The 26211-nt window shown below is 64.2% G+C and carries 26 protein-coding genes and 1 other RNA gene; 13 read left to right on the forward strand and 14 right to left on the reverse strand.

Annotation, left to right across the window (positions count from 1 at the left end; translation table 11 throughout):
* Window positions 1-100: 100 nt before the first annotated feature.
* Window positions 101-520, reverse strand: a complete 420-nt coding sequence (gene fur, locus QWY79_RS01565; protein ID WP_141320535.1) for a ferric iron uptake transcriptional regulator — start codon at window positions 518-520, stop codon at window positions 101-103.
* A 72-nt stretch (window positions 521-592) separates the two neighbouring features.
* Between fur and QWY79_RS01570 the strand changes: the two genes are divergently transcribed.
* On the forward strand, window positions 593-1027 hold the full coding sequence (locus QWY79_RS01570; protein WP_290269230.1) for an outer membrane protein assembly factor BamE: 435 nt from the start codon (window positions 593-595) through the stop codon (window positions 1025-1027).
* A 7-nt stretch (window positions 1028-1034) separates the two neighbouring features.
* On the opposite strand, the gene QWY79_RS01575 is transcribed toward QWY79_RS01570, so the two are convergent.
* Window positions 1035-1349 carry an RnfH family protein gene (locus QWY79_RS01575; RefSeq protein WP_290269232.1) on the reverse strand — a complete coding sequence of 105 codons (315 nt, stop codon included), beginning with the start codon at window positions 1347-1349 and terminating at the stop codon, window positions 1035-1037.
* Window positions 1339-1773: a type II toxin-antitoxin system RatA family toxin gene (locus QWY79_RS01580; protein ID WP_290269233.1), complete on the reverse strand. Its 435-nt coding sequence runs from the start codon at window positions 1771-1773 to the stop codon at window positions 1339-1341. Before QWY79_RS01580 ends, QWY79_RS01575 begins: the two co-directional genes overlap by 11 nt.
* 129 nt (window positions 1774-1902) lie before the next feature.
* Between QWY79_RS01580 and smpB the strand changes: the two genes are divergently transcribed.
* Complete coding sequence (smpB, locus tag QWY79_RS01585) at window positions 1903-2394, forward strand: SsrA-binding protein SmpB (RefSeq protein ID WP_141320543.1); 492 nt, start codon at window positions 1903-1905, stop codon at window positions 2392-2394.
* Window positions 2395-2437: 43 nt separating this feature from the next.
* Window positions 2438-2817: a transfer-messenger RNA gene (gene ssrA / locus QWY79_RS01590) on the forward strand.
* Between the two features lie 469 nt (window positions 2818-3286).
* On the opposite strand, the gene QWY79_RS01595 is transcribed toward ssrA, so the two are convergent.
* Both QWY79_RS01595 and QWY79_RS01600 read right to left on the reverse strand, forming a co-directional pair.
* The gene (locus QWY79_RS01595) at window positions 3287-3535 is read right to left on the reverse strand and encodes a hypothetical protein (protein WP_353960352.1); all 249 of its coding nucleotides are present in this window, start codon (window positions 3533-3535) and stop codon (window positions 3287-3289) included.
* A gap of 483 nt (window positions 3536-4018) precedes the next feature.
* A complete protein-coding gene (locus QWY79_RS01600) occupies window positions 4019-4342 on the reverse strand; it encodes a DUF952 domain-containing protein (protein ID WP_290269237.1) in 324 nt (107 codons plus the stop codon).
* A 78-nt stretch (window positions 4343-4420) separates the two neighbouring features.
* Between QWY79_RS01600 and QWY79_RS01605 the strand changes: the two genes are divergently transcribed.
* From QWY79_RS01605 to QWY79_RS01625, 5 genes are all read left to right on the forward strand, one after another.
* On the forward strand, window positions 4421-5347 hold the full coding sequence (locus QWY79_RS01605; protein ID WP_290269238.1) for a LysR family transcriptional regulator: 927 nt from the start codon (window positions 4421-4423) through the stop codon (window positions 5345-5347).
* 120 nt (window positions 5348-5467) lie between these two features.
* Window positions 5468-6511: a TRAP transporter substrate-binding protein gene (locus QWY79_RS01610; protein WP_290269239.1), complete on the forward strand. Its 1044-nt coding sequence runs from the start codon at window positions 5468-5470 to the stop codon at window positions 6509-6511.
* Between the two features lie 125 nt (window positions 6512-6636).
* Window positions 6637-7056, forward strand: a complete 420-nt coding sequence (locus QWY79_RS01615; protein WP_290269240.1) for a TRAP transporter small permease — start codon at window positions 6637-6639, stop codon at window positions 7054-7056.
* Window positions 7056-8333: a TRAP transporter large permease gene (locus QWY79_RS01620; protein WP_290269300.1), complete on the forward strand. Its 1278-nt coding sequence runs from the start codon at window positions 7056-7058 to the stop codon at window positions 8331-8333. Before QWY79_RS01615 ends, QWY79_RS01620 begins: the two co-directional genes overlap by 1 nt.
* A gap of 4 nt (window positions 8334-8337) precedes the next feature.
* Window positions 8338-9102, forward strand: coding sequence for a M15 family metallopeptidase (locus QWY79_RS01625; RefSeq protein ID WP_290269242.1), 765 nt, complete (start codon window positions 8338-8340; stop codon window positions 9100-9102).
* A 22-nt stretch (window positions 9103-9124) separates the two neighbouring features.
* Here the strand turns inward: QWY79_RS01625 and QWY79_RS01630 are convergent, their stop codons facing one another.
* Complete coding sequence (locus QWY79_RS01630) at window positions 9125-10882, reverse strand: formate--tetrahydrofolate ligase (protein WP_290269244.1); 1758 nt, start codon at window positions 10880-10882, stop codon at window positions 9125-9127.
* Window positions 10883-11239: 357 nt separating this feature from the next.
* Here QWY79_RS01630 and QWY79_RS01635 point away from each other — a divergent pair, with 357 nt between their 5' ends.
* Entirely contained in the window at window positions 11240-11944 is a 705-nt protein-coding gene (locus tag QWY79_RS01635; protein ID WP_290269245.1) for an extensin-like domain-containing protein, read from the forward strand.
* Between the two features lie 24 nt (window positions 11945-11968).
* On the opposite strand, the gene QWY79_RS01640 is transcribed toward QWY79_RS01635, so the two are convergent.
* Together QWY79_RS01640 and gap are read right to left on the reverse strand one after the other, a co-directional pair.
* Window positions 11969-12709 (reverse strand): sulfite exporter TauE/SafE family protein, encoded by a 741-nt coding sequence (locus QWY79_RS01640; RefSeq protein ID WP_290269246.1) that lies wholly within the window; start codon window positions 12707-12709, stop codon window positions 11969-11971.
* 79 nt (window positions 12710-12788) lie between these two features.
* A complete protein-coding gene (gene gap, locus QWY79_RS01645) occupies window positions 12789-13799 on the reverse strand; it encodes a type I glyceraldehyde-3-phosphate dehydrogenase (protein ID WP_290269247.1) in 1011 nt (336 codons plus the stop codon).
* 391 nt (window positions 13800-14190) lie between these two features.
* Here gap and pyk point away from each other — a divergent pair, with 391 nt between their 5' ends.
* Genes pyk through pgi form a run of 3 tightly spaced genes read left to right on the forward strand, consistent with a single transcriptional unit; the run spans window position 14191 to window position 17767 of the window.
* Window positions 14191-15657 carry a pyruvate kinase gene (pyk, locus tag QWY79_RS01650; protein ID WP_290269248.1) on the forward strand — a complete coding sequence of 489 codons (1467 nt, stop codon included), beginning with the start codon at window positions 14191-14193 and terminating at the stop codon, window positions 15655-15657.
* A complete protein-coding gene (locus tag QWY79_RS01655; protein ID WP_290269249.1) occupies window positions 15650-16126 on the forward strand; it encodes a methylglyoxal synthase in 477 nt (158 codons plus the stop codon). Before pyk ends, QWY79_RS01655 begins: the two co-directional genes overlap by 8 nt.
* 33 nt (window positions 16127-16159) lie before the next feature.
* The gene (pgi, locus tag QWY79_RS01660; protein ID WP_290269250.1) at window positions 16160-17767 is read left to right on the forward strand and encodes a glucose-6-phosphate isomerase; all 1608 of its coding nucleotides are present in this window, start codon (window positions 16160-16162) and stop codon (window positions 17765-17767) included.
* A 17-nt stretch (window positions 17768-17784) separates the two neighbouring features.
* Here the strand turns inward: pgi and QWY79_RS01665 are convergent, their stop codons facing one another.
* Window positions 17785-18174 (reverse strand): fluoride efflux transporter FluC, encoded by a 390-nt coding sequence (locus QWY79_RS01665; RefSeq protein ID WP_290269251.1) that lies wholly within the window; start codon window positions 18172-18174, stop codon window positions 17785-17787.
* Window positions 18171-18557, reverse strand: a complete 387-nt coding sequence (gene crcB / locus QWY79_RS01670; protein ID WP_290269254.1) for a fluoride efflux transporter CrcB — start codon at window positions 18555-18557, stop codon at window positions 18171-18173. The genes QWY79_RS01665 and crcB overlap by 4 nt, the downstream gene beginning before the upstream one ends.
* A gap of 208 nt (window positions 18558-18765) precedes the next feature.
* On the opposite strand from crcB, the gene QWY79_RS01675 reads away from it, so the two are divergent.
* Window positions 18766-21132 (forward strand): mechanosensitive ion channel domain-containing protein, encoded by a 2367-nt coding sequence (locus tag QWY79_RS01675; protein WP_435389748.1) that lies wholly within the window; start codon window positions 18766-18768, stop codon window positions 21130-21132.
* Window positions 21133-21376: 244 nt separating this feature from the next.
* Here QWY79_RS01675 and QWY79_RS01680 read toward each other — a convergent pair whose 3' ends face one another.
* From QWY79_RS01680 to hemC, 4 genes are read right to left on the reverse strand one after another with little or no spacing between them, the layout of a single operon-like run.
* Window positions 21377-22630, reverse strand: coding sequence for a heme biosynthesis HemY N-terminal domain-containing protein (locus tag QWY79_RS01680; protein ID WP_290269256.1), 1254 nt, complete (start codon window positions 22628-22630; stop codon window positions 21377-21379).
* The gene (locus QWY79_RS01685; RefSeq protein WP_290269258.1) at window positions 22627-24231 is read right to left on the reverse strand and encodes a uroporphyrinogen-III C-methyltransferase; all 1605 of its coding nucleotides are present in this window, start codon (window positions 24229-24231) and stop codon (window positions 22627-22629) included. Before QWY79_RS01685 ends, QWY79_RS01680 begins: the two co-directional genes overlap by 4 nt.
* 6 nt (window positions 24232-24237) lie before the next feature.
* A complete protein-coding gene (locus QWY79_RS01690) occupies window positions 24238-25029 on the reverse strand; it encodes a uroporphyrinogen-III synthase (RefSeq protein WP_141321559.1) in 792 nt (263 codons plus the stop codon).
* Entirely contained in the window at window positions 25029-25961 is a 933-nt protein-coding gene (gene hemC / locus QWY79_RS01695; RefSeq protein WP_373862946.1) for a hydroxymethylbilane synthase, read from the reverse strand. The genes QWY79_RS01690 and hemC overlap by 1 nt, the downstream gene beginning before the upstream one ends.
* Between the last annotated feature and the right edge of the window lie 250 nt (window positions 25962-26211).

The raw sequence follows: 26211 nt of genomic DNA on the forward strand, positions 1-26211 counted from the left end.
CTGCCACCAACACGCAGACGCTCCTCAACCCCGGGGATGAGGAGCGTCTCGAGATTACCTGGTGGCTGACGTCGCCCGACGCGGCGGCTGTGTCAGCCGTTCAGCTCTTCGCGTTCTTCGGACGCACGTAAAGCACCAGGGCATGGTCCACCAGCTCGTAGCCATGCTCTTCGGCAATTTCCTGCTGGCGGCGCTCGATGGTGTCATCGAAGAACTCGATGATCTCGCCACTGTCCAGGCACACCATATGATCGTGGTGCTCCTCCTGGGTCAGCTCGAAGACGGCATGCCCGCCATCGAAGTTGTGGCGCGTCACCAGCCCGGCTGTCTCGAACTGCGTCAGCACACGATAGACGGTGGCAAGGCCCACGTCTTCGCCCGCTTCCAGCAGTGTCTTGTAGACATCCTCGGCGCTCAGGTGGTGTTGTCCCGTGGCGTTCTCGAGAATATGTAGTATCTTGACGCGCGGCAGGGTCACTTTCAGACCGGCCTTGCGTAACTCATGGTTTTGGTCGGCCATGTTTGCTCTTCGCAGTATCAGGTAGGGTCGGGTATGATCGACCAAAACCACGATAGTGAAGAACAGGCGCAAATGCAAAAGCTGACCCGAACCGTCACCCTCACCGCCACCCTGACCGTCGCCCTGACATTGATCAGTGGCTGCAGCTACTTTGGCGTGTACAAAAGGGATCTCGCCCAGGGCAACCTGGTGACCTCCGACATGGCCGAGCAATTGCAGCCCGGCATGACGCGCCAGCAGGTGCTCAACGTCATGGGCAGCCCACTGCTCGAAGCTCCGTTCGATGCTCGCCAGTGGGACTACATCTACTACCTGGACAAGGCCTACAGCGGCACCGAGCAACGCCGCCTGACGTTGACCTTCCAGGGCAACCGCGTCGCCGATATCGAACGGCATGGCGACTTCTCCAAGCCACCCTCGGTGGCCGACGAACGCGGCATCGGGCCCACCGAGTCATCCGGTGAGCAAACCGGCAACCTGCTGAACGTGCGCCCCGAGGACAGCTGAGCCAAGTTCAGTCACGCTTGGCGGCGGCGCGGGCAATGCGTGCCGCCTTGGGGTCGAGCTGCAGGGGGCGATAGACCTCCACGCGATCGCCGTCCCGCAGCGCATGCTGCTGCGGGTCTCGCAGGGCCTTGCCAAAGATGCCGAGCGGGGCCTCGTCGAAGGTGGCCGGTGCCACCTCCGGAAAGTGGTGGGGCAGGTCGGCCTGCTGCACCGCTTCACGGGCCGTCGTGCCCTCCGGCAGGCTAAGCTGGATGATGCGTTGCCGGCTCGGCAGTGCAAAGGCGACTTCGACCTGCAGCATGCCCGGGGCCTCAGCGTCCATAGAGCTCATCGGCACGGCGAGTGAAGGCATCGACCAGCTGGCCGGCCACCTGCTGGAACAGCTTGCCGAAGGCCATGCCCAGCAAGCGGTTGGCGAACTCGAATTCCATCTCCAGGCTGACCTTGCAGGTGTCCTCGCCCATCGGCGTGAACAGCCAGCGCCCTGTCAGGCGCTTGAAGGGACCGCTGACCAGCGACAGGTCGATGCGCTCCGGCTCCTGTAGATCATTGCGCGTGGTGAAACTCTGTTCGATGCCGGCACGCCCCAGCGTCATTTCGCCAACCAGGTGTGCCTCATCATGCTCCAGCAGGCGGGCATCGCGACACCCCGGCAGAAACTCCGGGTAACGCTCGAAATCGTTGACCAGGTCGAACATTTGCTTGGGGGTGTGCCGCACCAGGGCGGACCGATTGACCGTTGGCATTGACCTCTCCGCTGACTTCAAAGGGCCCAAGGCGTATCATGAGCAGTGATTTCAAGCCTTGAATGGTATCATGCTTCCCCCCATATCGAAGGGGCAGGCCATTTTCGGCAAGACAGAATATGAGGTTCCATGGCCAACAAGAAAGGCAAGAGCAAGGGTCCAGGCGGTAACACCATCGCCCTGAACAAGAAGGCACGCTTCGAGTATCACATCAACGAAACCTTCGAGGCCGGCCTGTCGCTGGCAGGGTGGGAAGTGAAGAGTCTGCGTGCCGGGAAGGGACAGCTGACCGACACCTACATCCTGATCAAGAACGGCGAAGCCTGGCTGCTGGGCAGCAACATCACGCCGCTCAACACCGCCAGCACGCACGACGTGACCGACCCGTCGCGCACGCGCAAGCTGTTGTTGCACCGCAAGGAGATCGCCCGCATCTTCTCGCGCACCCAGGACAAGGGGCATACCTGCGTCCCGCTCAAGCTGTACTGGAAAGGCAGCAAGGTGAAGTGCGAACTGGCCCTGGTGACAGGCAAGAAGATTCACGACAAGCGAGAGACCGAGAAGGACCGCGACTGGCAGCGGCAGAAGGGCCGGATCATGCGCGAGCAGAACAAGACATAACCCTGTCGCACTGACAGCGATGCTGTTAGAATAGGGACGCAACGGGGGCGACATGGCTTCGACGCCGGCGACAACCCCTGAGGTGCATGCCGAGAGTGTGATGTATCTCGTAAATACAACATCACGACTAAATAGTCGCAAACGACGACAACTACGCTCAGGGCGCGCTGGCAGCGTAACAACTGCTAGCTTCTAGTCCGACCCGGAAGTGATGTGCCCATTCATCACGGAAGGGAACGAGCTCATAGATGATGGGATCGCGATTGGCCCTGTCCTCGTGTCAATCGTTAAACCTAAGAGGAATCGCACTTCTGGATCCTGATCGTCGGAGCCAGCGGTGTTAAACCAAAAGACGGAACTAAGCATGTAGAGCCGATGGGCGAGTGTCGGCGGACGCGGGTTCGATTCCCGCCGCCTCCACCAACACCAGAAGAAAGCCACCTCCACGGGTGGCTTTTTTCATTTGGGTGCCTGCCCGCCGACAACGTGTCGGCGCTCTCTCGAACGACAGGGGCTCGATTCCCGCCACCCCACCAACACCGGAAGAAAGCCACCTCCACGGGTGGCTTTTTCGTTTGGGGGCCTGCCCGCCGACAGCATGTCGGCACTCTCTCGAGCGCAAGGGGGCACATATGGGGGCACCTCGTGGGGCCCGAAGCCCCAATGCCCCCTAGCACCACCTAGAACCACACTTGATGGCGATAGATTGTTGCCGTCCCTTGCTCGACCGACTACCCAGAACGGGTTGCGACGCTTGCGCAACTCCACCTGCCACGGACCCCGGGCAGGCAGGTACCTGAAGCCAAAAGAGCCGAGGCATCAACAGCCTCGGCTCTACGCTTGTCCTGATCCGGTCTCACGGACCGAACGTCCCTGACTCGGCGTGCGACTCTCAATCTTCCTGGACCATGGCCTGCTTCTCTCCTGCCAGAACCTCATCCCAGGCCCAGTCGAGCGTATATCCCTGGCAGGCGTCGATGGTGTCGAGTACCGCGACGGCGTGCTGCAGGGAGTTACCATTGGCGCGCAACGCTACCACTACCTTGGCCAGGTCCTGCTTGCTGAATGTACTGGCGATCTGATCGGCTTGCTCGGCTAACTGGATACCGTTCATGGTGTCATCCTCATGCAAAGTCATCATTATCCCGGGACATCTTCACCCGGGCCGCCATCCGCGATGGCGTTCTGGTGCCTTAGCTACGCATGCCGGGCCTGGTAAGTACCCTGGGCGTACTGCGGGAGGTCGATAGTCTTGCAGAACCTCACTCCTGGCGCCTGGATCGGAAACAACAGGGCACTCAGGTGGTAGCCTTGCGTCAGCGCGATGAATCCAGGTAGCGATTTACCGTCTGACGCCGTGATTTCAATATGGGTCAGCTTGCGGCACCGCACAAAGCATCATTAGGCGTATGCGGTGTTGTTTTTTGACGACTCTGAGCATCTGCAGCATGGATTTCGGTAACCTGACTACATAGGCCATATCACCGAGCCACCAAGTTTCTGTATGCATCGTCGTCCGGTTGGCTGGCGCACCAGAGCCGTACCACGCGGCGATCAGTACGCGCAGACTTTCAAAGGTGTTGCCAGAACGCGCTGCAATATTCACTACTGAGGCGGGCTACAACTAATACTCCAACTCCTCAATACGTCGTACCGCCACTACCGCCTCGACCGGCAGGGCCTGGATACGCGCCAACGGTCTCGGCCAGGGCTCACCCTCGGTCGGCTCGCGCCACTCGATACACTCGGCAAAACCGCTGGGATCCACTTCCAGTACCAGCGGCCGTTCCTCCCTGGCGAAATACCGGCGCGCCGTATAGTCCACCGACGCAGCGACATTCAGGTGCACGCCGCCGGCCCGGTTATCATTCCCGCAACGCGACACCTTGCCGGAACGGCATGCCGCCTCCCAGGTCGCCTCTGGCAACACGCGATATAATGGCTCCATACCCGCCTCCCAGACCCATGGTGTTCGCCTTGAGCGTAGCGGGTGTCGTAACCGTCCACCAACCGTCATGGTGTTCTGATGCTCAACCAGCGGGCCTTGGCCTATCTCGGTGAAGTGATCCGTCGCGGCTCCTTGCGAGGAGCAGCCACACACTTGAATGTGGATGTTTCAGCGATCAGCCGAAGCATCAGGCTGCTCGAGGAAACCCTTGAAGTCACTGTGCTGGAACGGCATGCCGGAGGCATCAAGTCAACAGAGGCAGGCCGCTTGTTGGTCGACCATTACCACGCCCAACGCAATGCCGAAGAAGCCGTCATCTCTCAACTCCACGCTCTGCAGCAACTGGTCAGTGGTGAAGTGCGCATTGCCGTGGGGGAAGGCTTCATCGCCGACCTGATTGATGCGCCACTACAGTCTTTCATGACAGCATATCCTGGCATTGATCTCGCCGTAGAGATGGCAGGCGTTAATGAAGCCATGGCGCTGATCAAGAACCGTGAAGCAGACCTTGCCCTGCTTTATGCGCCTCCCATCGACCCTCAACTGTACTGCCACGTGGAAACTCGCCAGCCGCTGGACTTGATTGTGCCCAGCCACCACCCATTGGTCCATCGCAACACACCAGTGTCGTTGCACGAATTTGCCGAGTGGCCACTGGCGCTCATGGACAAACCCTTCGGCATGCGCCAGATGGTCAATGCCGTCGCCCATCAGGAGCGACTGCACCTACACGCCAGATTGCATACAAACTCGGTGGCCGTGCTGAAAAACTTTGTCCGTTCGGGGACCGGGGTCACTTTCATGCCGGAGCTCACGGTGGCAGAAGAAATCCAGCAGGGTGAGATTGCCGTGTTGCCCTTGGCTCATGACGTCCTCAACGGTACCCGAGCACAGATCGTCAGTCGCGCCGATCGAGAACTCACCGTTGCAGGACGCGCCTGCCTGGAACACCTGCAACAGCGCATGCGGTTTTTCCAGGATGATGCCCCTCGGCTGGTGAGGTAGTGTTGCTATAACCACAACACTCGAGGGTTTGAAGAGTCAACAAGACAACGCCTAGTCTGGTTCCATACTGGTCACTCACCAGTCACAGCAACATCAACAACAACCTTGCTGGAGAATCCAATGCCTACCTTTCGTACTACCGCTTTCCGCCTGAAACACCTGGCCACCGCTTGCCTGATCGGCAGCACCGCCCTGTGTGGCAGCAGTCTGGCCGCTACCACAGTGAACCTCGGCTATAACGGTGCCCCTGACCCCGAGAAAAATGCGGTGCATGTCTTCGCGACCGACCTCAAGAAGCTGGTCAAGGAGAAGACCGACGGCGAGATCGAGCTCAAGCTCTACCCAAACAGCATGCTCGGCGAAGAGCAGGAGCGTATGGAGCAGGTCATGAGCTCTCCCGGGCTCAATATCGCTTCTTTCGCCGGCATGTCACCCGTGGTACCGGAAATCTATGTCAGCGCTATTCCCTTTCTGTTCGAGAGTTTCGACGAAGCTCGAACCTTCTTTGATGAGGGTGAGTACTGGAAGGAAGTTCAGAAGGACCTGAAAGAGCGGGCTGGACTGGAGCTGCTGGCCGTGGTCGAGGAAGGGGGGTTCCTGGCCTTCACCAACAACGAACACCCTATCTCCTCGCCGGAAGACTTCGAGGGCCTGCGCTTCCGCGCCATGGACCCGAGCCAGGTGGCGCTCTACGAAGCCTTCGGCGCCTCCGGGACTCCGATTCCCTGGACGGAAGTCTACATGGCGCTGAAAACGGGCGTGGCTGACGGCCAGATGAACCCACCGATGTACATCATCCTGGGCAGCCTCTATGAAGTGCAGGACTACCTGACCCTGGCGAACATCCAGTATTCGGACCAGTTCCTGGTCGGCAATGCTGCCATGATCGACGGTTGGGATGAAGAAATGCGCACTGCCTTCCAGGAAGCCGTGGCCGAGGCTAACCAGATGGCACGTGAACACAACGAGGCTCGGGTCGACGAGCGCATCACCTATCTGGAAGAACAGGGCATGGAAGTCATCCGCCCAAACGAGGAGCAACTGACCGCATTCCGCAAAAAAGGGCAGCCTGCCTACCTGGACTGGCTGGAAGAACAGGACATAGAGCAACGCTATATCGACATGGCCCTCAAGGATGCCGGACTAAATCCTGAAGCCGAGTAACTCCCACTACGTCCGGGTGTGATATCACCCGGGCGCTGCCCAGGTAATTCACTATGCCTCAGCAAATCTCTCGGCTACCGGATTTTACCCGGCGAGCTGCTCTAGGTGTGGCCGGAACGCTGCTGTTGGTCGACCTACTGGCCATGCTCTATGGCATTTTCATGCGCTACATGGCCGGTGGCGCCCCGATCTGGACAGATGAGCTGGCCCGTTACCTGATTATCGGTGCCGTCATGCTGGCGTCCGGGGCCGTGTGGGTCGAGGGCCGACACATGCGAGTGGCACTGATTGAGCGCCTGCTGCCCTATTCGCTATGTCGCCTCCTCAACATCTATCAATGGTTGCTGACCCTGTCTCTGGCCATTGCGGGTGCCATTTTCAGCTACCAATATGCCCAGTCGGTTTCGATGTTTACCAGCCAGGGGCTCGGCATCAGCCGCACCATCCCTGTGATGGCGTTGCCAACCGGTTTCGCCCTGTTGGCCTGGCAGGCTCTCTGGCATGGACCTGCACCACTGCCGACCCAGGAGGAGCCAGCTTCATGATGACCCTTACCATGTTCCTGGTCTTTCTGACGCATGTGCTATTGGGCCTACCACTTTTTATCGCCCTACTGACAACCGCGGTGGTCGGCTTTCTGTTCGTCGACCCCGCCATGATTCCCCGCATGATGCCACAGCAGTTTTTCGGGGGGATCAATGCCTTCTCGTTGATGGCCATTCCCCTTTTCATTCTGGCCGGCAACCTGATGAACGCCAGCCGCTTAACGGACCGCCTGATGACCCTGGCCCGGCTGCTGGTCGGTCATTTGCGGGGCGGCATGGGACACGTCAACGTGGTCTCGAGCGTCTTCTTCGCCGGCGTTAACGGCTCCGCCGTTGCCGATACTTCCGCACTAGGTTCGCTGCTGGTGCCACCGATGCGCAAGGAGGGCTACTCCACCGCCTTTGCGGCAGGCCTCACGGCCGGCAGCTCACTGATCGGCCCCATCATTCCACCCAGTATCTTCATGATTCTCTACGCCTCTCTGACCAACACCTCGGTCGGCGACCTATTCCTTGCAGGCGTCATTCCCGGCCTTCTGCTGGGCCTTGCTTTCATGACCATGAATGCCTGGTATGCCCGTCGTCGCGGCCTCGTAAAGCGGGGCAGCTGGCCCACTGCCGCGGAGCTGGGCCGCGCCGGCCTTGGGGCGCTGCCAGCACTGATCGCTCCTTTCATTATCGTGGCCGGCATAGTCATGGGGGTCGTCACTCCGACGGAGTCCGGTGCTCTGACCGCGTTCTATGTGGCATTGTATGGCCTGGTCATGGGGACCCTGGGCCCCAGCGGCTTCTGGCGTGCCATCCTGGAGACCACTCGCCTGACGGCCGCGATTTTCATCATCATGGCCGCTTCTGCCACGGTCAGCTGGCTGCTCTCCTATGCCCAGGTACCCAGTCAGTTTGTGGAGCTGCTGGCTCCCTATATCGATCAGCCCATCTTGATTCTATTATTGCTGAGCCTGATCACCTTCATTACCGGCATGTTCATGGAAGAGGTCTCGGCGCTCATGCTGTTGACCCCCATCTTCGCGCCAGTCGCCATGATGGCAGGCATCGATCCCGTTCACCTGGGCGTCATCATCACTCTCAACATAACGATTGCCCTGATTACGCCGCCCATGGGGGCCTGCGTCTTCGTGGCCGCCGCCGTCAGCCAGCTCGAAATTACCGCGCTGTTTCGTACCATCTGGCCATTCGTGGTTACCGCGCTGGTCGTATTGGCCGCGTTGATCCTGTTCCCTCCCCTGACCCTTTGGCTCCCGACGATTCTTGGATAACCCCATGACCCAACCGACCCCTGACACCGCTCACGACGAGATTCCCATTCCACATCGCGCCGAGCCGGACTGGTCGTCGATCGGCCGGCTACCGATTCAGGGAAGTGACGAGCCGTTGGTGCCCATGAGCCTGGCACCGTCGCCGATCAAGGTATTTCCGGCCTACGCCCGCCTGGGTATTCCGGGGGCCATCGATGAGTGCTATGTGCGCGAAGGCGTCTACCGTCGCCTGCTGGCGGTGGCCCGCGGCCTGCCCGAAGGGATGAGCCTGCTGGTGCTGGATGGCTGGCGGCCCTGGCGCGTTCAGCAATACCTGTTCGAGACCCTGCAGGCCACGATCCAGGCCAAGCACCCGTCACTCGATGAGCGGACACTGCTGGAGCGCACGCGAGAGTTCGTCGCCCAGCCGAGTACCGAGCCGACCTCGCCGAGCCCCCATCTGACCGGTGGTGCCGTGGACGTGACGCTGTGCGACGCCGATGGTCTGCCGCTGGACATGGGCACCCTGTTCGACGAGGCCGTGTCGGCATCACATGCTGCCGCGCTGGAAGGCGAGCGGGCGGAAGGCGACAGCCGGTATCAGGCGAGACGCCATCGTCGCCTGCTCTACCACGCCATGCTGGCCCAGGGCTTCACCAACCTGCCCAGCGAATGGTGGCATTTCGATCTAGGCGACCAGCTCTGGGCTCACTACGGCGGTCATGACAGCGCCCATTACGGCCCGGCGGAACTGGACACCATCGAGAGCCGCTGGCGACGCCAACTATAAACCGAACCACACGCCAGGCGGGTCAGGACAAGCCCTCGATCTCGCCGGCTGCGTCGAGCCCCATCCCGGCGCTCGCCGGTCGCTCAGGCATGCCCGGCATGCGCATGATGGTGCCGCACAAGGCCACCACGAAGCCCGCCCCAGCGGCCAGCTCGAGCTCCCGGATGGGCAGCACATGCCCGGCGGCCAGGCCCCCCATCTCCGGGTCGGCGGCAAAGCTGTAAGGCGTCTTGGCGATGCAGACCGGCAGGTGACCGTACCCCAGCGCCTCGTACTCCTCCAGCTGGTGCTGTGCCCGCTCCTCCAGCTGGATATCCGCGGCGCCGTAGTGCTGCGTGGCGATGGCACGCAGCTTGTCCGCCAGGCCGGCATCATCGGCATAGCTCAATTGCGGCTCCGGGGTAGCGCCGTCCAGCAGCGCCATCACGCGCTCGGCCAGCTCCTCGCTGCCCGCCGAGCCCTCCTGCCAGTGGCGGCTCAGCACCACTTCCACCCCCATGGCGTCACAGGCCTCGCGCAGCACGGCATGCTCCTCGCTGGAATCCTGGTCGAACTGATTGATCGCCACCACCAGCGGGACGCCCGCGCCCTGCAGGTTCTCGACATGGCGAGCGAGGTTGGCGGCACCGCGGCGCACGGCCTCGGGATCGGGTTGCCCCAGTGCCTCGCGCGCGATACCACCATGCATCTTGAGGGCGCGCAGCGTGGCCACGACCACCACCGCACTGGGTGACAGGCCGGCCTGCCGGCACTTGATGTTGAAGAACTTCTCGGCGCCCAGATCCGCCCCGAAGCCGGCCTCGGTGACTACCACGTCAGCCAGCGCCAACGCCGAGCGGGTGGCCATGACCGAGTTGCAACCATGCGCGATGTTGGCGAAGGGCCCGCCATGCACGAAGGCCGGGGTGTGCTCGAGCGTCTGTACCAGGTTGGGCGCCAGCGCCTGCTTGAGCAGCACGGCCATGGCGCCCTGGACCTCCAGATCCCGAGCACGCACCGGCGCCCCATCGCGCGTTCGCGCCACCACGATCTCGCCGAGCCGCCATTGCAGGTCGTCCAGATCGCGTGCCAGGCAGAGAATCGCCATGATCTCGGAAGCGGCGGTGATATCAAAGCCATCGCGGCGTGGCACCCCCTGGCCACCCTCGCCGACGATCAACTGGCGCAGCGCCCGGTCATTCATGTCCATCGTGCGCTTCCAGGTAATCCGCTCGGGATCCAGATCCAGGGCGTTGCCCCAGTAGAGGTGGTTGTCGATCTGCGCGGCCAGTAGATTATGCGCACTGCTGATGGCATGAAAATCGCCGGTGAAGTGCAGGTTGATATCCTCCATGGGAATCACCTGCGAGCGGCCGCCTCCGGCCGCGCCGCCCTTCATGCCGAAGCAGGGGCCCAGCGAGGGTTCACGCAGGCAGATGGCGGCTCGCTGGCCGATCCGGCTCAGGCCATCTCCCAGCCCCACGGTAGTCGTGGTCTTGCCCTCACCCGCCGGTGTCGGCGTGATGGCCGTGACCAGCACCAGCTTGCCCTGCGGACGCTCGGCCAGCTCATCAGTAAAGTCATGGGGCAGCTTGGCCTTGTCATGACCGAAGGGCAGCAGCCGAGAAGCCTCGATGCCCAGCCGGGCTGCAACGTCGTGGATCGGCCAGGGACTGACGGCCCGGGCGATGACACTGTCCGGGGACCCGGGCGGCGGCCACTCCGGTGTGGCAGTCGCCTCGCACAGGGTGGCCTCTTCCATCGGGGACTCAGGGGTCTGCCACGGCCGATAATCGTTCATTCCGCCTCCTCAAGAGGCGCCATTCCGCGGCGCCATCACGCTGCTCAGCCCAATGCTCAAAGCAGCGTGGAACGCCTTGCGCATCGCGTGCATTCCCAATACGACGTCGGCATAGCCGAGACGGACATCATCCTCAGGGTGCCACCGCCTCGCCGACGGCCACCAATGCCCGAGGTAGCCCAAGCGGGAGTGGAAATTCCAGAACGACCCGGCCCACGAGTGGGTCGTCAAATCGTGAGCTGCCCGGGCCATCAGGATGTCTTTCCTGCCCCACGACTGTGGGGCTTTTGCGCTTCACAGCCCACGATGAAATAGGCAAGCTGGCCATCCACTGCTTCGAGGGTGCCCAACTCTGCCATGCACCGCACTCGCCGACTGATGCTGCTGCTCGCCGTCGTGGCCATTGGAGTGGCTTTCGAAAAGGGCCTGTGGCAATTACCCCGGGAATGGTCACCATTTCAGCTCCTGCATATCGACGACCCCGTCACGCCCGTGACGCGCTGGAAACTGCAGCGTCTGAGGAACGATCGTGAGGCCTGTCACGCCGTACTCGAGCGAGCTTCATCGCCATCCATCCAGTACACCGTCCTGGACGACTACACGCCGGTCGAGGGCTGTCCGCTGGAGAAGGTGGTGCGTCTGCAGGGCACTGGTGTCAGCTTCAATCGCAGTTTCGTGGCTACCTGCCCACTGGTGGTGGCTTGGGGGCTTTTCGAGCACCACTCCCTGCAACCGGCCGCCCGTGACTTGCTCGGCGAGGAGGTCTCGCACGTAGAGCACTATGGCAGCTTCGCCTGTCGCAATATCTACCATCGTGCCAATGCCCGGCGCAGTGCGCACGCTACCGCCAGCGCCCTCGACGTGGCGGGTTTCACGCTGCACAGCGGCCGCCGGATCAGTCTGCTCGGCGACTGGCAGGGCTCGGGCGCCGAAAGCGACTTTCTGCGCCGGCTCAATGACGAAGCCTGTCGGTTTTTTGGCACGGCATTGGGCCCGGACTATAACGCGGCACACGCCAACCATTTTCACCTGGCCATGCGCGGCGGCGGCATCTGTCGCTGAATCAGGCAAGCCCGGCACGCGGGATCACAGTGCCTTGACGATCAACTGCACACCGACGATGGCCATGGCCAGGATCACCAGCCGATAGAACAGCCGCTCGTTGACGCGACTCTGCAGCCAGAGCCCGCTGCGCACGCCGAACCAGGCGACCGGCACCAGCGCCAGCGAAGCCCAGATGCTGGTCAGGTTGATCTCGCCGAGCCACAGATAGGGCGGCAGCTTCATCAGGTTGACCGCCGCGAAGGCCACCGTGCAGGTGGCGATGAAGGCCTGTTTGGAGAGCCGCCGCGGTACCAGGTAGAGGTTCATTGGCGGCGCGCCGGCATGCGCCAGAAAGCTGGTCACCCCCACACCGATGCCCGCCGGCCAGGCCCACAGGGCATGGATGGGCCGCGATGCCGACGGCTTGATGATCATGTAAACCACGAACAGCAGCGACACCACGCCGAGCAGCAGTCGCACATGGTTCTCGTCGAGTGTACCGATCAGCAGGGTACCGGCGATCACCCCCAGCGCCATGCCCGGCAGCAGGCGGCGGATCTCGGTGGCCACGTGATGGCCCCACCAGGCCTTGACCGCGAACACGTCCATGACCAGCAATAACGGCAGCAACAGGCCAGCCGCTTCGATCGGCCCGATGGCCAGCGCCATCAACGGCACCGAGAGGGTCCCGAAGCCGCCGGCAAAGCCACCCTTGGAGATACCGGTCAGGTAGGTGGAAGCGATGATCAGGGTCCAGGCCAACCAGCCGTAATCGGGAAGCATCGAAGGGTTCCTTGCACACAAAAGCGCCGGAGCGGTCATCACCGCCCCGGCATCGGGTCAGGCGTAGGCGCCGAGCGACTTAGCCGTCGTTGCTCACGGCATGCATGGCCAGGGCGGTATCGAGCATGCGATTGGAGAAGCCCCACTCGTTGTCGTACCAGGCCATCACCTTGACCAGCTTGCCGCTGACGCGCGTATGGTTGGCGTCAAAGGTAGACGAATTGGCATCGTGGTTGAAGTCGATGGAGACCAGCGGCTGAGCATTGACGCTGAGCACCGGCGACTCGGCCGCGGCGGCTTCGACGGCGGCATTGATTTCCTCGATGCTGGTCTCGCGCGAGGCCGTGAAGGTCAGGTCGACCAGCGAGACATTGATCACCGGCACGCGAACCGCCAGACCATCGAGGCGGCCGTCGAGCTCGGGCAGCACCTGGCCGATCGCCGCGGCGGCGCCGGTCTGGGCCGGGATCATGGAGTGCGTGGCACTGCGCGCCCGGAAGGGATCCTTGTGATACACATCGGACAGGTTCTGATCATTGGTGTAGGCATGCACCGTGGTCATCAGGCCGGTCTCGATGCCCACCTTGTCGTTCAGCGCCTTGGCCAGCGGCGCCAGGCAGTTGGTAGTGCAGGAACCGTTGGACACCACGCGATCCTCGGCGGTCAGCTCGCCTTCGTTCACGCCATAGACGATGGTGGCATCGGCATTGGGCGTGGGCGCCGAAACCAGCACCCGGCCGGCGCCGGCGGTGATGTGCTGAGCCGCGGCATCGCGCTTGGTGAACAGGCCGGTGCACTCCATGACCAGATCGACACCCAGATCCTTCCAGGGCAGCTGTGACGGATCGCGCTCGGACAGCATGTGGATGCGCTGGCCATCGACACTGAGGCTCTCGTCGTCATGCGTCACCTCGAAGCCGAAATGCCCATGCACGGTGTCGTGACGCAGCAGGTGAGCATTGAGCGAGGGGTCGCCCAGATCATTGATGGCCACGACGCTGACCCGGTCGCGATACCCGCCTTCATAGAGTGCGCGCAACACGTTGCGACCGATACGACCAAAGCCATTGATGGCGATCTTGAGTGTCATGGTGTCGTCCTCTCGATTGAGTACCGTCCTGCGGAAGTGGCTGAGCCGTCGGTGAAGCAGGGCGGCGCATCGCGATGCATGCATCCCGCGCCCTGGCGCCAACCTGCGCTGGCCGGCACGACGACTCCAATGCCCCACAATGTGAATGACCATCGCGCCGGACACAAGCCATTTTTAGTAACTTTACAACACAAAAACGCCACCCAAAACCGCCAGAATTGCCATAAAGCTCGCACCATCAAAGCGTTATGCCGCCAAGTGACACACCCTGGGGCAAAGGGTAGACCTTGGTCGAAAGCACTATACTTAGTAAAAAAACCACGCATGCGCTAAGGTGACAGGATTCACCCCATCAAGGCCCAAGCTTCACCCGGCCCACAGGAGTTCCGGCATGCCCTATTCCGACCTACCCGCTCGCCGCACCAAGATTGTTGCCACCCTCGGCCCGGCCAGCGACCGGCCCGGCGTGCTCGAGCGCATGATCGCCGCCGGCGTCGACGTGGTACGCCTCAACTTCTCCCATGGTGCGCCCGAGGATCATCGCCGCCGCCTCACCGAGGTACGCGAGGCGGCCGCTCGACTGGGGCGCAGCGTCGCCGTGCTGGGCGACCTGCAGGGCCCCAAGATTCGCATCGCGCGCTTTCGCGACGGCCCGGTGGAGCTCGAGGATGGCCAGACCTTCGTGATCGACGTGGCTCTGGACAGCGAGGCCGGCGACGCCAACCGGGTGGGCTGTGACTACAAGGCGCTGGCCGATGACGTGGTGGCCGGGGACCGCCTGCTGCTCGACGACGGCCGGCTGGTGCTGGACGTGGCGCGCGTGGACGGCACGCAGATCCACACCACCGTGGAACAGGGCGGCAAGCTGTCCAACAACAAGGGCATCAACAAGCAGGGCGGCGGCCTCTCCGCCCCGGCCCTGACCGACAAGGACAAGACCGATCTGAAGACCGCCATGGAGATCGGCGTCGACTACCTGGCGGTGTCCTTCCCGCGCAGCGCCGCCGACATGCACGAGGCCCGCGAACTGCTCGGCGAGGCCGGTGCCGACATCGGCCTGGTGGCCAAGCTGGAGCGCGCCGAGGCGGTGGCCGATGATGACACGCTGGACGGCATCATCGAGGCCAGCCAGGCGGTGATGGTGGCCCGCGGCGATCTGGGCGTGGAAATCGGCGACGAACAGCTGATCGGCACTCAGAAGCGCATCATCAAGCACGCGCGCACCCTGAACCGGGCGGTGATCACCGCTACCCAGATGATGGAGTCGATGATCGAGTCGCCGCTGCCCACCCGAGCCGAGGTGTTCGACGTGGCCAATGCGGTGCTGGACGCCACCGACGCGGTGATGCTGTCCGCCGAGACCGCCGCCGGCGACTATCCGGTGGAAACCATCGAGGCCATGGCGCGTGTCTGTGTCGGCGCCGAAAGAGAGCGTATCGCCCAGGAGTCCGGCCACCGCATCCATGAAGGCTTCTCGCGGGTCGACGAGACCATCGCCCTGTCGGCCATGTATGCCGCCAACCATCTGGCCGGCGTGGCCGCCATCGTCTGCATGACCGCCTCCGGCTACACTCCCTTGATTGCCTCGCGGATTCGCTCGAAACTGCCTATCGTGGGCATGGCTCACAACCCGGTCGCCCAGCGGCGCATGGCGCTCTACCGGGGCGTGGTGTCGCTGCCCTTCGATACCAGCGAGATGGCCGCCGATGAACTCAACGACCAGGCCCTGCAGCGCCTGGTGGCCCAAGGCATTGCCGCGCCGGGCGACCACGTCATCCTGACACGCGGTGACCACATGAATGCTCATGGCGGTACCGATACCCTGAAGATTCTGGCCGTGGAGGCTCGCCATGCCTGATGCCCGACCACAACGCAATGTGCGCCGCACCCTGCCGGCCCGCAAGCGCATCGCCCTGATTGCCCACGACGGCAAGAAGGCAGAGCTGCTGGAGTGGGCCGAGCGCTGGCGCGATAGCCTGGCCGGTCACGAGCTGATCGGCACCGGCACCACGGCCACCCGCGTCTCGAGCCAGCTGGGGCTGACAGTCGAGCCCCTGATGAGCGGCCCCCTGGGCGGCGACCAGCAGATCGGCGCACGCATCGCCGAGCAGCAGCTCGACCTGCTGATCTTCTTCTGGGACCCCTTCTCGCCCCAGCCGCATGACCCGGACGTCAAGGCCCTGCTGCGCCTGGCCGCCCTGTGGAACATCCCGGTTGCCTGCAATGCCGCCAGTGCCGACTTCCTGATCAGCTCACCCAGGCTGAACGAGGATTACGAGATGAATGTGCCCGACGCCGGCAGCTGGGTCTCCACCCGCACGCCCTGACGACAACACCCCCACCTTCCGAGGACAACGCGCATGTTTCAGCTCACCCGCAGCGTCACCTGGCAAGCGTTGAAGCGACTCCAGGCCGAGACCGCCGGTGACCGCATCACCGATTACTTCAATGCCGATCCGCAACGCTTCGAACGCATGAGCCTCCGCGTCGGCGGCCTGTTTCTCGACTATTCCAAGCACCACATTTCCGATACCGTGCTCGGCACCCTGCTCGAGCTGGCCGACCACTCCGCGCTGGTGCAGCGTCGTGCCCAGATGTTCTCCGGCGACATCATCAACGTCACCGAAAACCGGCCGGTGCTGCACACGGCGCTGCGCAACCTGGGCGACGAACCCCTGATGGTCGACGGCAAGGACGTGATGCCGGAGATTCACAGCACCCGGGAGCAGATCAAGCGCTTCTCCGAGGAAGTGCGCAGCGGCGAGTGGAAGGGCTACAACGGCCAGCGCATTCGCGACGTGGTCAATATCGGCATCGGCGGTTCCGACCTCGGTCCCAACATGGCCTGCCGCGCCCTGCTCAAGCAGCGCCATGCGGAGATCAACTTCCACTTCGTGTCCAACGTCGATGGCACCCACATCCAGAAGGTGCTCTCGCGCCTGGATCCGGCGACCACCCTGTTCATCGTCTCGACCAAGACCTTCTCCACCCAGGAAACCCTGCTCAATGCCAAGACGGCGCGCCGCTGGTTCCTGGAAAACGCCGGCGAGGATGCCGACGTGGGCGCCCACTTCGTCGCCGCCTCGACCAACCGCAAGGCAGCCATGGAGTTCGGCATTCGCGAAGAGAACGTCTTCGAGTTCTGGGCCTGGGTCGGCGGGCGCTATTCCATGTGGTCATCGATCGGCCTGCCCATCGCCCTGTCCATCGGCTACGAGGGCTTCATGGAGATGCTCGAAGGTGCCCACGAGATGGACCAGCACTTTCTCAATGCGCCCAACGAGGCCAACATGCCGGTGCTGATGGCCCTGATCGGCATCTGGTACATCAACTTCCAGGGCGCCGAGACCCAGGCCATCGTGCCCTACGACCAGGCGCTGCATCAGCTGCCGGCCTTTCTGCAGCAGCTCGACATGGAGTCCAACGGCAAGTCGGTGGACATCTTCGGTCACCCGGTGGACTACAAGACCGGCCCCATCGTCTGGGGGCAGACCGGCTCCAATGGCCAGCATGCCTTTTTCCAGCTGCTGCACCAGGGCACCCGCTATGTGCCCATCGACTTCATTGCCTCACTGGAGCCGGAACCAGGGGTGGAGGACCATCACTTCGCGCTGCTGACCAACATGCTGGCCCAGGCCAACGCCTTCATGGAGGGCAGCCAGACCAGCCGCGACCTGGACCCCTACAGCTGCCCCGGCAACCGCCCCTCCAGCACCCTGCTGCTGGATGAGCTGACGCCGCGCAACCTGGGCGCACTGATCGCCCTCTACGAGCACAAGGTGTTCGTCCAGGGTGTGATCTGGAACATCAACTCCTTCGATCAATGGGGTGTGCAGCTGGGCAAGCGCATCGCCGGCGAGATCAGCGAGCGCATCGACGAGCAGAGCCAGGACTTCGATGGCTCGACCCAGGGCCTGCTCAAGCTGGTGCGTGAACGCTTCCCGCACCACCGCGGCACCGCCGACTGAACCTGCGGGCCGGCCCCTCAGCGTGGTGTGGTGCCGGCCCGCTGGCCCAGCCAGGCGACTGCCAGCCACAATGGCACGCTGCCGGCGCCATACAGCAGCGCCAGCCAGGGCCGGCCGCTCTGCAGCAGATAGAAGGTTTCCAGGCCGAACAGCGAGAAGGTGGTAAAACCGCCACACAAGCCGGCCACCAGCAACGGCTGCCAGCGCGCGGCATGCCCTTCGGGGCGGTGCCGGGCGCGCGCCGCGCAGGCCGCGATCAGCCAGGAGCCGAGCAGGTTGACGATCAGGGTGCCCCACACGAAGGCACTGCCCCACAACCACCAGGCGCCCTGTGCCACCAGCAGCCGCAGCCCGGCCCCCAGACCGCTCCCCAGCCCTACCGACAGATAGCCGCGCCAGTCGCTCATGCGCCACCTCCCAGCAGCCACCAGCCCAGACCCACTGCAGCCACTCCCGGCACCAGGGTGCCCAGGGTGTTGCCGCCGGCCGCCAGCCAGCGCCGCTGCTGCAACAGCGTCAGGGTCTGCAGGCTGAAGGAGGACACCGTGGTAAAGCCGCCCAGCACGCCGGCGGCCAGGAACAGCCAGCCGCTGCCGCTCGAGTGCGGCCAGTCGACAACCGCAGCCAGGGCACCGATGCCCAGCGCCCCGCTCAGGTTGACGACCAGGGTGCCCCAGGGGAACCGCGACCCCCATCGATCGGCGGCCCACTCGGTCACGGCCAGGCGCGCCATCCCGCCCAGGCCACCACCCAGCACCACCAGCAACCAATCCAGGGGTTCTTGAAACATGCTCGCCTCCTCTTGCGTAACTGGCATGCTAGCGACAGCGCCAGGGCGATGAAAGTCGCCGGCAAAGCGGCGAACCCCGGCACGACCATAGCGTCGCAAGGGGGCGGTTCGCGCAACGTCAGGCATGCCGCGAGCAAACCGGCATATGTTACGCTATGCCATCTTCCCTACATTGCCATTCATCGTTCCAGACATCGGAGGCTCCCGCGTGAGCAAGCCACGATTCCTCCCCATGCTCCTCGGCTGGCTGCTGATCGCCCTGGTGGCGTTCGCCGGACCCGCCCTGGCGCAATCAACGGACCCGGGGGCCAGCGCGCCGGCCAATGCGACGCTGGCCGACATGCTCGAGAACCCGGACACTCGCCAGCAGCTGATCGACCAGTTGCGTGGCATGGCCGAGGCGCAGGAGACGCAGGAGGCCTCGCCGGAAAGCGAGCAGGCCAGCAACGGCACGGCGCCGCCGGTCGAGAAACCCTCGCTGCCTCGCCAGCTGGCCGAGATGACCAGCGGCATCGCCGGCAACATCGGCCAGCAGGTCGGCTCGCTCTATGCCAGCCTGGTCGGTCTGTTCGCCGCTGGCTCGGATGCCGCCTCGATCGACTTTGGCCTGGTGCTCAGTGCCAGCCTCAACCTGGGGCTGGTGATCCTCGCCACCTTCGCGCTCTTCCTGCTGATTCGGCGCCTGGGCCGGCCGCTCTTCGCCCGCCTGAGCCTGTGGTCGATGCATGGCCCGGCCCTGCAGCCCATGCTGCGGCTGGTCATCTGCGTCGCCCTGGCGGCCCTGGTGGACATCCTGGTCGTCGCCCTGGCCTATGTCGGCGGCAACATGGTGGCCACCTTCGTGGTCGGCGCGAGTGGCGAGCTGACCACGCGCGCCTCGCTGTTCCTCAATGCCTTCCTGGTCATCGAGCTGCTCAAGGCCGGCGTACGGATGCTCTTTGCCTCGCGCTATGAAGGCCTGCGCCTGCTGCCGATTGCCGCCCCGGATGCCTCCTACTGGAACCGCTGGATCGCGCGCCTGATCGGCCTGGCCGGCTACGGGCTGATGGTCGTGGTGCCGCTGGCCAGCGCCTATCTGTCGCCGGCGCTGGGGCAGAGCCTGGGCACCCTGATCATGATCGGTGCCTTCATCTACGCCGTGGCCGTGGTCCTGCGCAACCGCCGCAAGCTGGCCGATGCCCTGCAGCGGCAGGCCGCCCGGAGCAGCCTGCCGGTCACTCGTGTGGGGCTCACGCTGTTGGCGCGCATCTGGCACCTGCTGGCCATCGCCTACTTCTTCATGGTGCTGGTGCTGACACTCACGCGGCCCGCCGATGCCCTGCCTTTCGTGCTCATCGCCACCCTGCAGACGCTGGCCACGGTGCTGGTGGGCCTGGGTGTCTCCAAGCTGCTGAATCAGACCATCGGCCGGCGTATCTCGCTGTCGGATGAGCTGCGTCGCAAGCTGCCGCTCCTCGAGGTGCGTCTCAACGCCTATGTGCCCAAGGCTCTCAAGGTCATCCGTACCATCCTGCTGATCGTGGTGGTGATGGTCGTGCTGAATGCCTGGCAGGTCTTCGACATGGCCGCCTGGTACGCGTCAGAGGCCGGCCGCGGCCTGGTCGCCAAGCTGTTCAGCGTCGCCGTCATCCTGCTGGTGGCACTGGCCGCCTGGCTGGCACTGGCCAGCATGATCGAGCACAAGCTCAATCCGGCCACCGGCGGCGGCGAGCCTTCCAGTCGCGCCCAGACACTGCTGTCGCTGTTCCGCAATGCCCTGGCCATCACCCTGCTGACCGTGACCATCATGGTGGTGCTGGCGGAGATCGGCATCAATATCGGGCCCTTGATTGCCGGCGCCGGTGTCCTGGGCCTGGCCATCGGCTTCGGTGCCCAGAAGATGGTGCAGGACATCATCACCGGCGTCTTCATCCAGATCGAGAACGCCCTGAATGTCGGCGACGTGGTCACCGTGGGCGGCGTCACCGGTACCGCCGAACGCCTGAGCATCCGCTCGGTGGGGCTGCGCGACCTGAGCGGCACCTATCACATCGTGCCCTTCTCCAGTGTCGACACCGTCTCCAACTACATGCGCGAGTTCGCCTTCCATGTGGGTGAATACGGTATCGCCTATCGCGAGAACATCGATGAGGCCATCGAGGCCCTGCAGACGGCCTTCAACGACCTGAGCGAGGACAACGACTTCAAGCTCGAGTTGCTGGAACCGCTGGAAGTCGCCGGCGTCATCGCCCTGGCCGACAGCTCGGTGAACATCCGCGTGCGCATCAAGACCACGCCCGGCATGCAGTGGGCCGTGGGCCGTGCCTACAATCGCCTGGTCAAGTATCGCTTCGACGAAGCCGGTATCGAGATTCCCTTCCCGCATACCACGCTTTACTTCGGCGCGGACAAGGACGGCGACGCCGCCCCCGCCAATCTGCGCATCATGCAGGGCGAGTTCACCTCCGACGGCAGCCCCGCGGGCCAGCCGCGCGACGCGGAAGCGCCGGAACCGGATGACACGAACGCGCGCCGCGAGGTGCACAACCAGGATGGCGATGGCGGGGTCGACACCCCGGGCGGTGGCAGCAACTAAGCCGCTCGCCACGCCGCTGCGGCGGCGTGGTCCTGCCATTCCTGCAACCGATCAGAGCCGCCCACGGGCGGCTCTTTTCATGTCGGGAAGGGTGAGGTGTGAGGTGTGAGGTGTGAGGTGTGAGGTGTGAGGTGTGAAGAGCCTGAGGTACGGGGACGACGCTGCCAACGAAAACGGGGTGACCCTGAGGCCACCCCGCTGAGGTGTGATGCGTGCCGGGCGCCTTGCCCGGCAGCGCCGCGAATCAGGACGCCTTGCGCTTGCTGCGCGACAGCCTGTCTTCCGGCTCGGTGGGTTGCGGCAGGGAGGGCAGCGACTTGTCGAGCAGGTCGACGCTCTGCCGATAGTAGAGCTGGCTCTTGTTGTGCTCGCCGAGGCTGGCATAGAGGCGCGCCAGTTCGGCACATACCACGCCGCTGGGGCGCTGGCGGTGACTGGACTCGAAGTACTCCTGCGCCTTGCCCCAGTAGGCATTGCGCAGCGACAGCCGCCCCAGGGTGAGCAGCAGGTCGGGGTCGTTGGGCCGCTCCTGCAGCCACTTCTCGGCCACCACCAGCTGGCGCGCCGCTTCCACGTCGAGCAAGCCGTAACGCAGTACCAGCCGACTGTCCCAGTGCTCCTTGAGCGCCTGGCGCAGGAGGCGTTCGGCCATGGCCTGCTCGTTGCCACGCACCAGGGCTTCGGCGTAGAGCACTACCAGGTCGACATTGCTGCGCAGATGGTCCGGCATATCGGCCCACAGGGTGCGCACCTGCTCGATCTCGCCACCCTCGCGGGTCTGCTGGGCGATCAGCTCGCGGTAGGCCTGCAGCTCAAGCTGGTCACGCTCTTCGCGGGAGATCAACTGCTGGGCCCCCAGGCGAGGCATCAGGCGACGCAGGCCATCCCAGTCGCTGATGCTGATGTAGACCTGCTTGAGCTGCTTGAGCACCTGCGGGTGGTTGGGCAGGTGGCGGTCCAGGCGCGTCAGGATGGCCAGGGCCTCTTCGTACTGCTGCCGGTCCAGCATCAACTGGGCCTGCATCATGCCCACGGCGGTGTCCGCTCCCTCGGTACTCAGGTGCGCGCGCTTGAGCAGGGTGTCGGCCTGTTCGTAGCGGCCCTGATAATGGGCCGCCAGGGCGGCGGAGAGATAGTTGACCAGCGGGGTGCTGGAGTCATCCGCCGCCTTGACCAGCGACTTCTCGGCCCGCTTCCAGCGCCCCTCGGCCAGGGCCACCAGGCCACGCACCGTGCGACGCATGGCGCTGCGATTGCGCGACCGGCTGCTCCAGCCCTTGAGGCGACTGACCGGGCGCGACAGGCGCATGAACAGGCGCAGCAGAAAATGCAGCACCACGAAGACGCCCAGCAGCAACACCAGGCCGAACCAGAAGGTCGTCTGGTAGGACGTATCGCCGACCCGCACCAGCCAGTAGCCGGGGACCGACATCATCAGCTGGCCGAGCAGCGCCCCGAGCGCGAGGCCGACGACAATGATCAGAATCAGCTTTCTCATGCCTCGCCTCCCTGACTGCTGCTGGCCTGACCGTTGTCACCCTGGCCACCGCGGCTCGATTCGAAGCGGTTCTGGATAAACTCCTGCAAGGCCTGCTGGGAGCCGCTGATGTCCGGCAGCTGGGGACGAATGCTGCGTCCCTGAAGCTCCTCGAGCTCCGAGACCACGCCCTGCACACCGCTGTCGTCGGTATCATAGTAGCCGTTGATCAGCTTGAGGAGCTTGTCCAGCGTGGCATCGAAGAGCTGCTGGTCTTCCTTGAGCAGCGCCAGCTGCACCTGCTCGAGCACCAGGCGCACGCTCTGGCGCAGATAGGACTCCTGCTCCGGCGAGATCAACGCTTCCAGCGCCTCGTCATGCTTGCGCACCGTGACCAGGTCCTTGAGCTCCTGGCCCACGGTCGACAGCTGATCCTTCCAGCCGCCCTCGGGCGCGTCCTCGATCGAGGCATCGCCGGTGACTTCCTCGACATCCTGTGCCAGCGGACGGCCGGCGATCTGTTCCTGGAGTGCATTCAGGGTCAGGAACAGGCCGGTACGGTCGACGCTGGGCACCGAACGCAGCGCGGCCAGTTCGGAGGCGATCTCGCGACGCACCGGCATCAGCGCCGGGTTGGAGGCCTCCTTGAGGCGTTGGTCGGCCGTGCGCAGCAGGGCCGCGGCGCCTTCCACATCACGCTCCAGTTGCAGACGCTGGTTGGCCAGGCGCAGCAGGTAGGCGGCCTCGGCATGCAGCCACTCACGCTCATCGGTGTCCTGCTGCTGCGACAGCTGCTGGAGCACCTGATCGAGATTGGCGTTCACGTCACTGCGATAGGACTCGAATTCCTCGCGCAGCGACGCCACCGTCGACTCGCGATCGCTCTGCACGCCCTGCAGCTGGCCGGAAAGCTCATCCACCTGGGCCTGGGTCGCGGGTTGTGCGGGCATCTCGGCGAGACTCTGCTGCTGGGACTGCAGGCGTTGCCAGCCCAGCCAGCCGAACACCGCGACCGCAATGGCCAGCACGATCACCAGCACCAGCGCCAGCGCACCGGCCTTGCCGCCCTTGCTGTTCCCGCCTTGCTGGCCGGAGCCGGAGCCGCCGCCACTGCCACCGGACTGGCCGGCGGTTTTGCCACTGGCAGCCTGGCTGCTGCCGGGCTTCTTGCCGCCGGAGGATGTCGCCTTGCCGGCCTCCTTGCCACTGGCGGCAGAACCAGCGGAGCTCTTGCCGGCCTGCCCCTTGCTGTCCTGAGCCTTGCTGCCCTGGGCCTTGCTGTCCTGAGCCTTGTTGCTCTGGGTCTTGCTGTCCTGGGCCTTCTCGACGTCCGACGCCGCACGGGACGCCTCGGCCTTTCGGCCTCCATCAGACGCGACGGTGTCCTGGCTTTCGCTGCCCTGCCCGGCCGTCGTCACGGCCTCGCCGGTCGGCGCGCTGTCAGCCTGGGGCTGGGCGTTGCTGGAACCGCCCTTGCCGCGCCGACGCGAGCGCCGTGACGCTGAACTACTGGCCTTGCCGGCATCATCCGACTGAGGTTGCGCAGTCCCTGCATCGGCACCGCCCTGGGCGTCGCCGGAGGGCGCCTGCTGTTCATCCTGATCCTGTGATTGCTTGCTCATCTGTCGCTAGCCCTTTTCGAGATCGTCATGATCGACATCGGCTTCCTCCGGGTCCCGGGCCCGTTCCACAGCGGCCGCGAGAGCGGCGGGTGTGGCGCCCGATGCCACGACGGGAACACGAAACCCCAGTTTGCCGGCCAGTGTAGCCAACCTGTGACTGGATACGATTAACGGTTGGTCCAAGGCGGTAGGCGAACACCATCTTGCCAGATGTTGGAGAATTTCTCCGCTACTCACCACCAAGGCATGAAAATTCCCCTCTCGCAACCGCCGCTGAAAGGCCGCGGACGGTTCGAGCAGTCGGCGCCGGTACACGGCCAGGTGCGTCAACCGGGCACCGCGCTCGGCCAGGGTATCGGCCAGCAGGGTACGCCCGCCCTGTCCGGTCACCAGCAGAATACGTTGTGCCTGGAGATCCTGCAGCGTTGACAGCGTCAGCAGCGCCTCGCTGGAATGCTCGCGCGCGGCAGTCGGCACATGCACCCGGACACCCAGCGCCTCATACAGGGCCGCGGCCGTGCTCGGCCCCACCGCGTAATAGGTAACACCGACCGGCAGCTGTGGCCAGTAGTGCTCGATGGACTCGGCCAGGCATTGCGCCGCGAAAGGGCTGGTGACGACCACACGCTCGAACTGGTCGAGGTCCAGCCAGGCATTGCGCATCGCCTGGGTTTCCGGCAACGCCTCCAGCGCCATGACCTCGCCGTGTTCGACGTCATGTCCCAGCCCGCCGATCGCCTCGGCCAGGGGGGCGGCCCGCGTGCCCGGGCGACAGATCAACACCGGCGCCCTATCCATCAGCCAGCGCCATATACCTCGGCGAGAATGTCGCCGGCGCCCTGGTCGAGGAGTTCCTCGGCCACGCGAATGCCCAGCGCTTCCGGCTCGTGGACCGATCCCCGACCCTCGGAGCGCAGCACCTCGGTCCCCTCGGGGTTGCCGACCAGGGCGCGCAGCCAGAGTGTCTGTCCATCCTGGTCGAAGACGGCATGGCCGGCGATGGGCACCTGGCAGCCGCCCTCGAGGCGCGTGTTCATGGCACGTTCGGCGCGCACCCGCGTCGCCGTATCGGGGTCATCGAGCGGCGCCAGCAGGTTGATCAGCTCGGCATCGTGCATGCGGCACTCGATGCCCAGGGCGCCCTGGCCGCAGGCCGGCAGGCAGATCTCGGGCGGCAGCTCCTGGGTGATGCGCTCGCCCAGCCCCAGCCGCTTGAGGCCCGAGGTGGCCAGCAGGATGGCGTCAAAGTCGCCGGCATCGAGCTTGCCGAGCCGCGTCTGCACATTGCCGCGCAGGCTGAGGATCTCCAGGTCGGGGCGCCGCTCGCGCATCTGCAAGCCGCGACGCAGGCTGGAGGTACCGACCCGTGCCCCTTCCGGCAGGTCATCCAGCGTCGCGTAGTGCCGGGAGATGAAGGCATCCGTGGGCTCGGCCCCGGCCAGAATCACCGACAGGCCGAGGCTCTCGGGAAACTGCATGGGCACGTCCTTCATGGAGTGCACGGCGATGTCGGCCCGGCCGTCCAGCATGGCTTCCTCGAGCTCCTTGACGAACAACCCCTTGCCGCCCACCTTGGCCAGCGGCGTATCCAGGATCTGATCGCCACGCGTCGACAGGGGCACGAGTTCCACCTGCAGCTCCGGATGGACCTCCATCAAGCGGTCACGAACATATTCGGCCTGCCACATGGCCAACTGACTCTTGCGAGTGGCAATACGCAGCGTCTGCATGGCTTGCACCTGGTTCCCCTGTACCGGTTTGCGGGTCGCGGCGAGACCACGATCGTGTCCGGTGGTGATGAGATGATTTCCTGCATCATAAAGTACCGCAAGGATCAGGAAAAATCGCCGCCCACTCGACCGGGCAGTTGCGCGCGCCCCTCGCCTGTCCCACCGACTCTGGTACACTTTCGCCATAGTCCCAATGTCCAGTCATCCAGGGGCGGCCGCGGGATCGCCGACGGCGCCACTTCCGAACAGT

Origin of the sequence: Halomonas sabkhae (assembly GCF_030409265.1) — a bacterium.
GTDB classification, from domain to species: domain Bacteria; phylum Pseudomonadota; class Gammaproteobacteria; order Pseudomonadales; family Halomonadaceae; genus Halomonas; species Halomonas halmophila.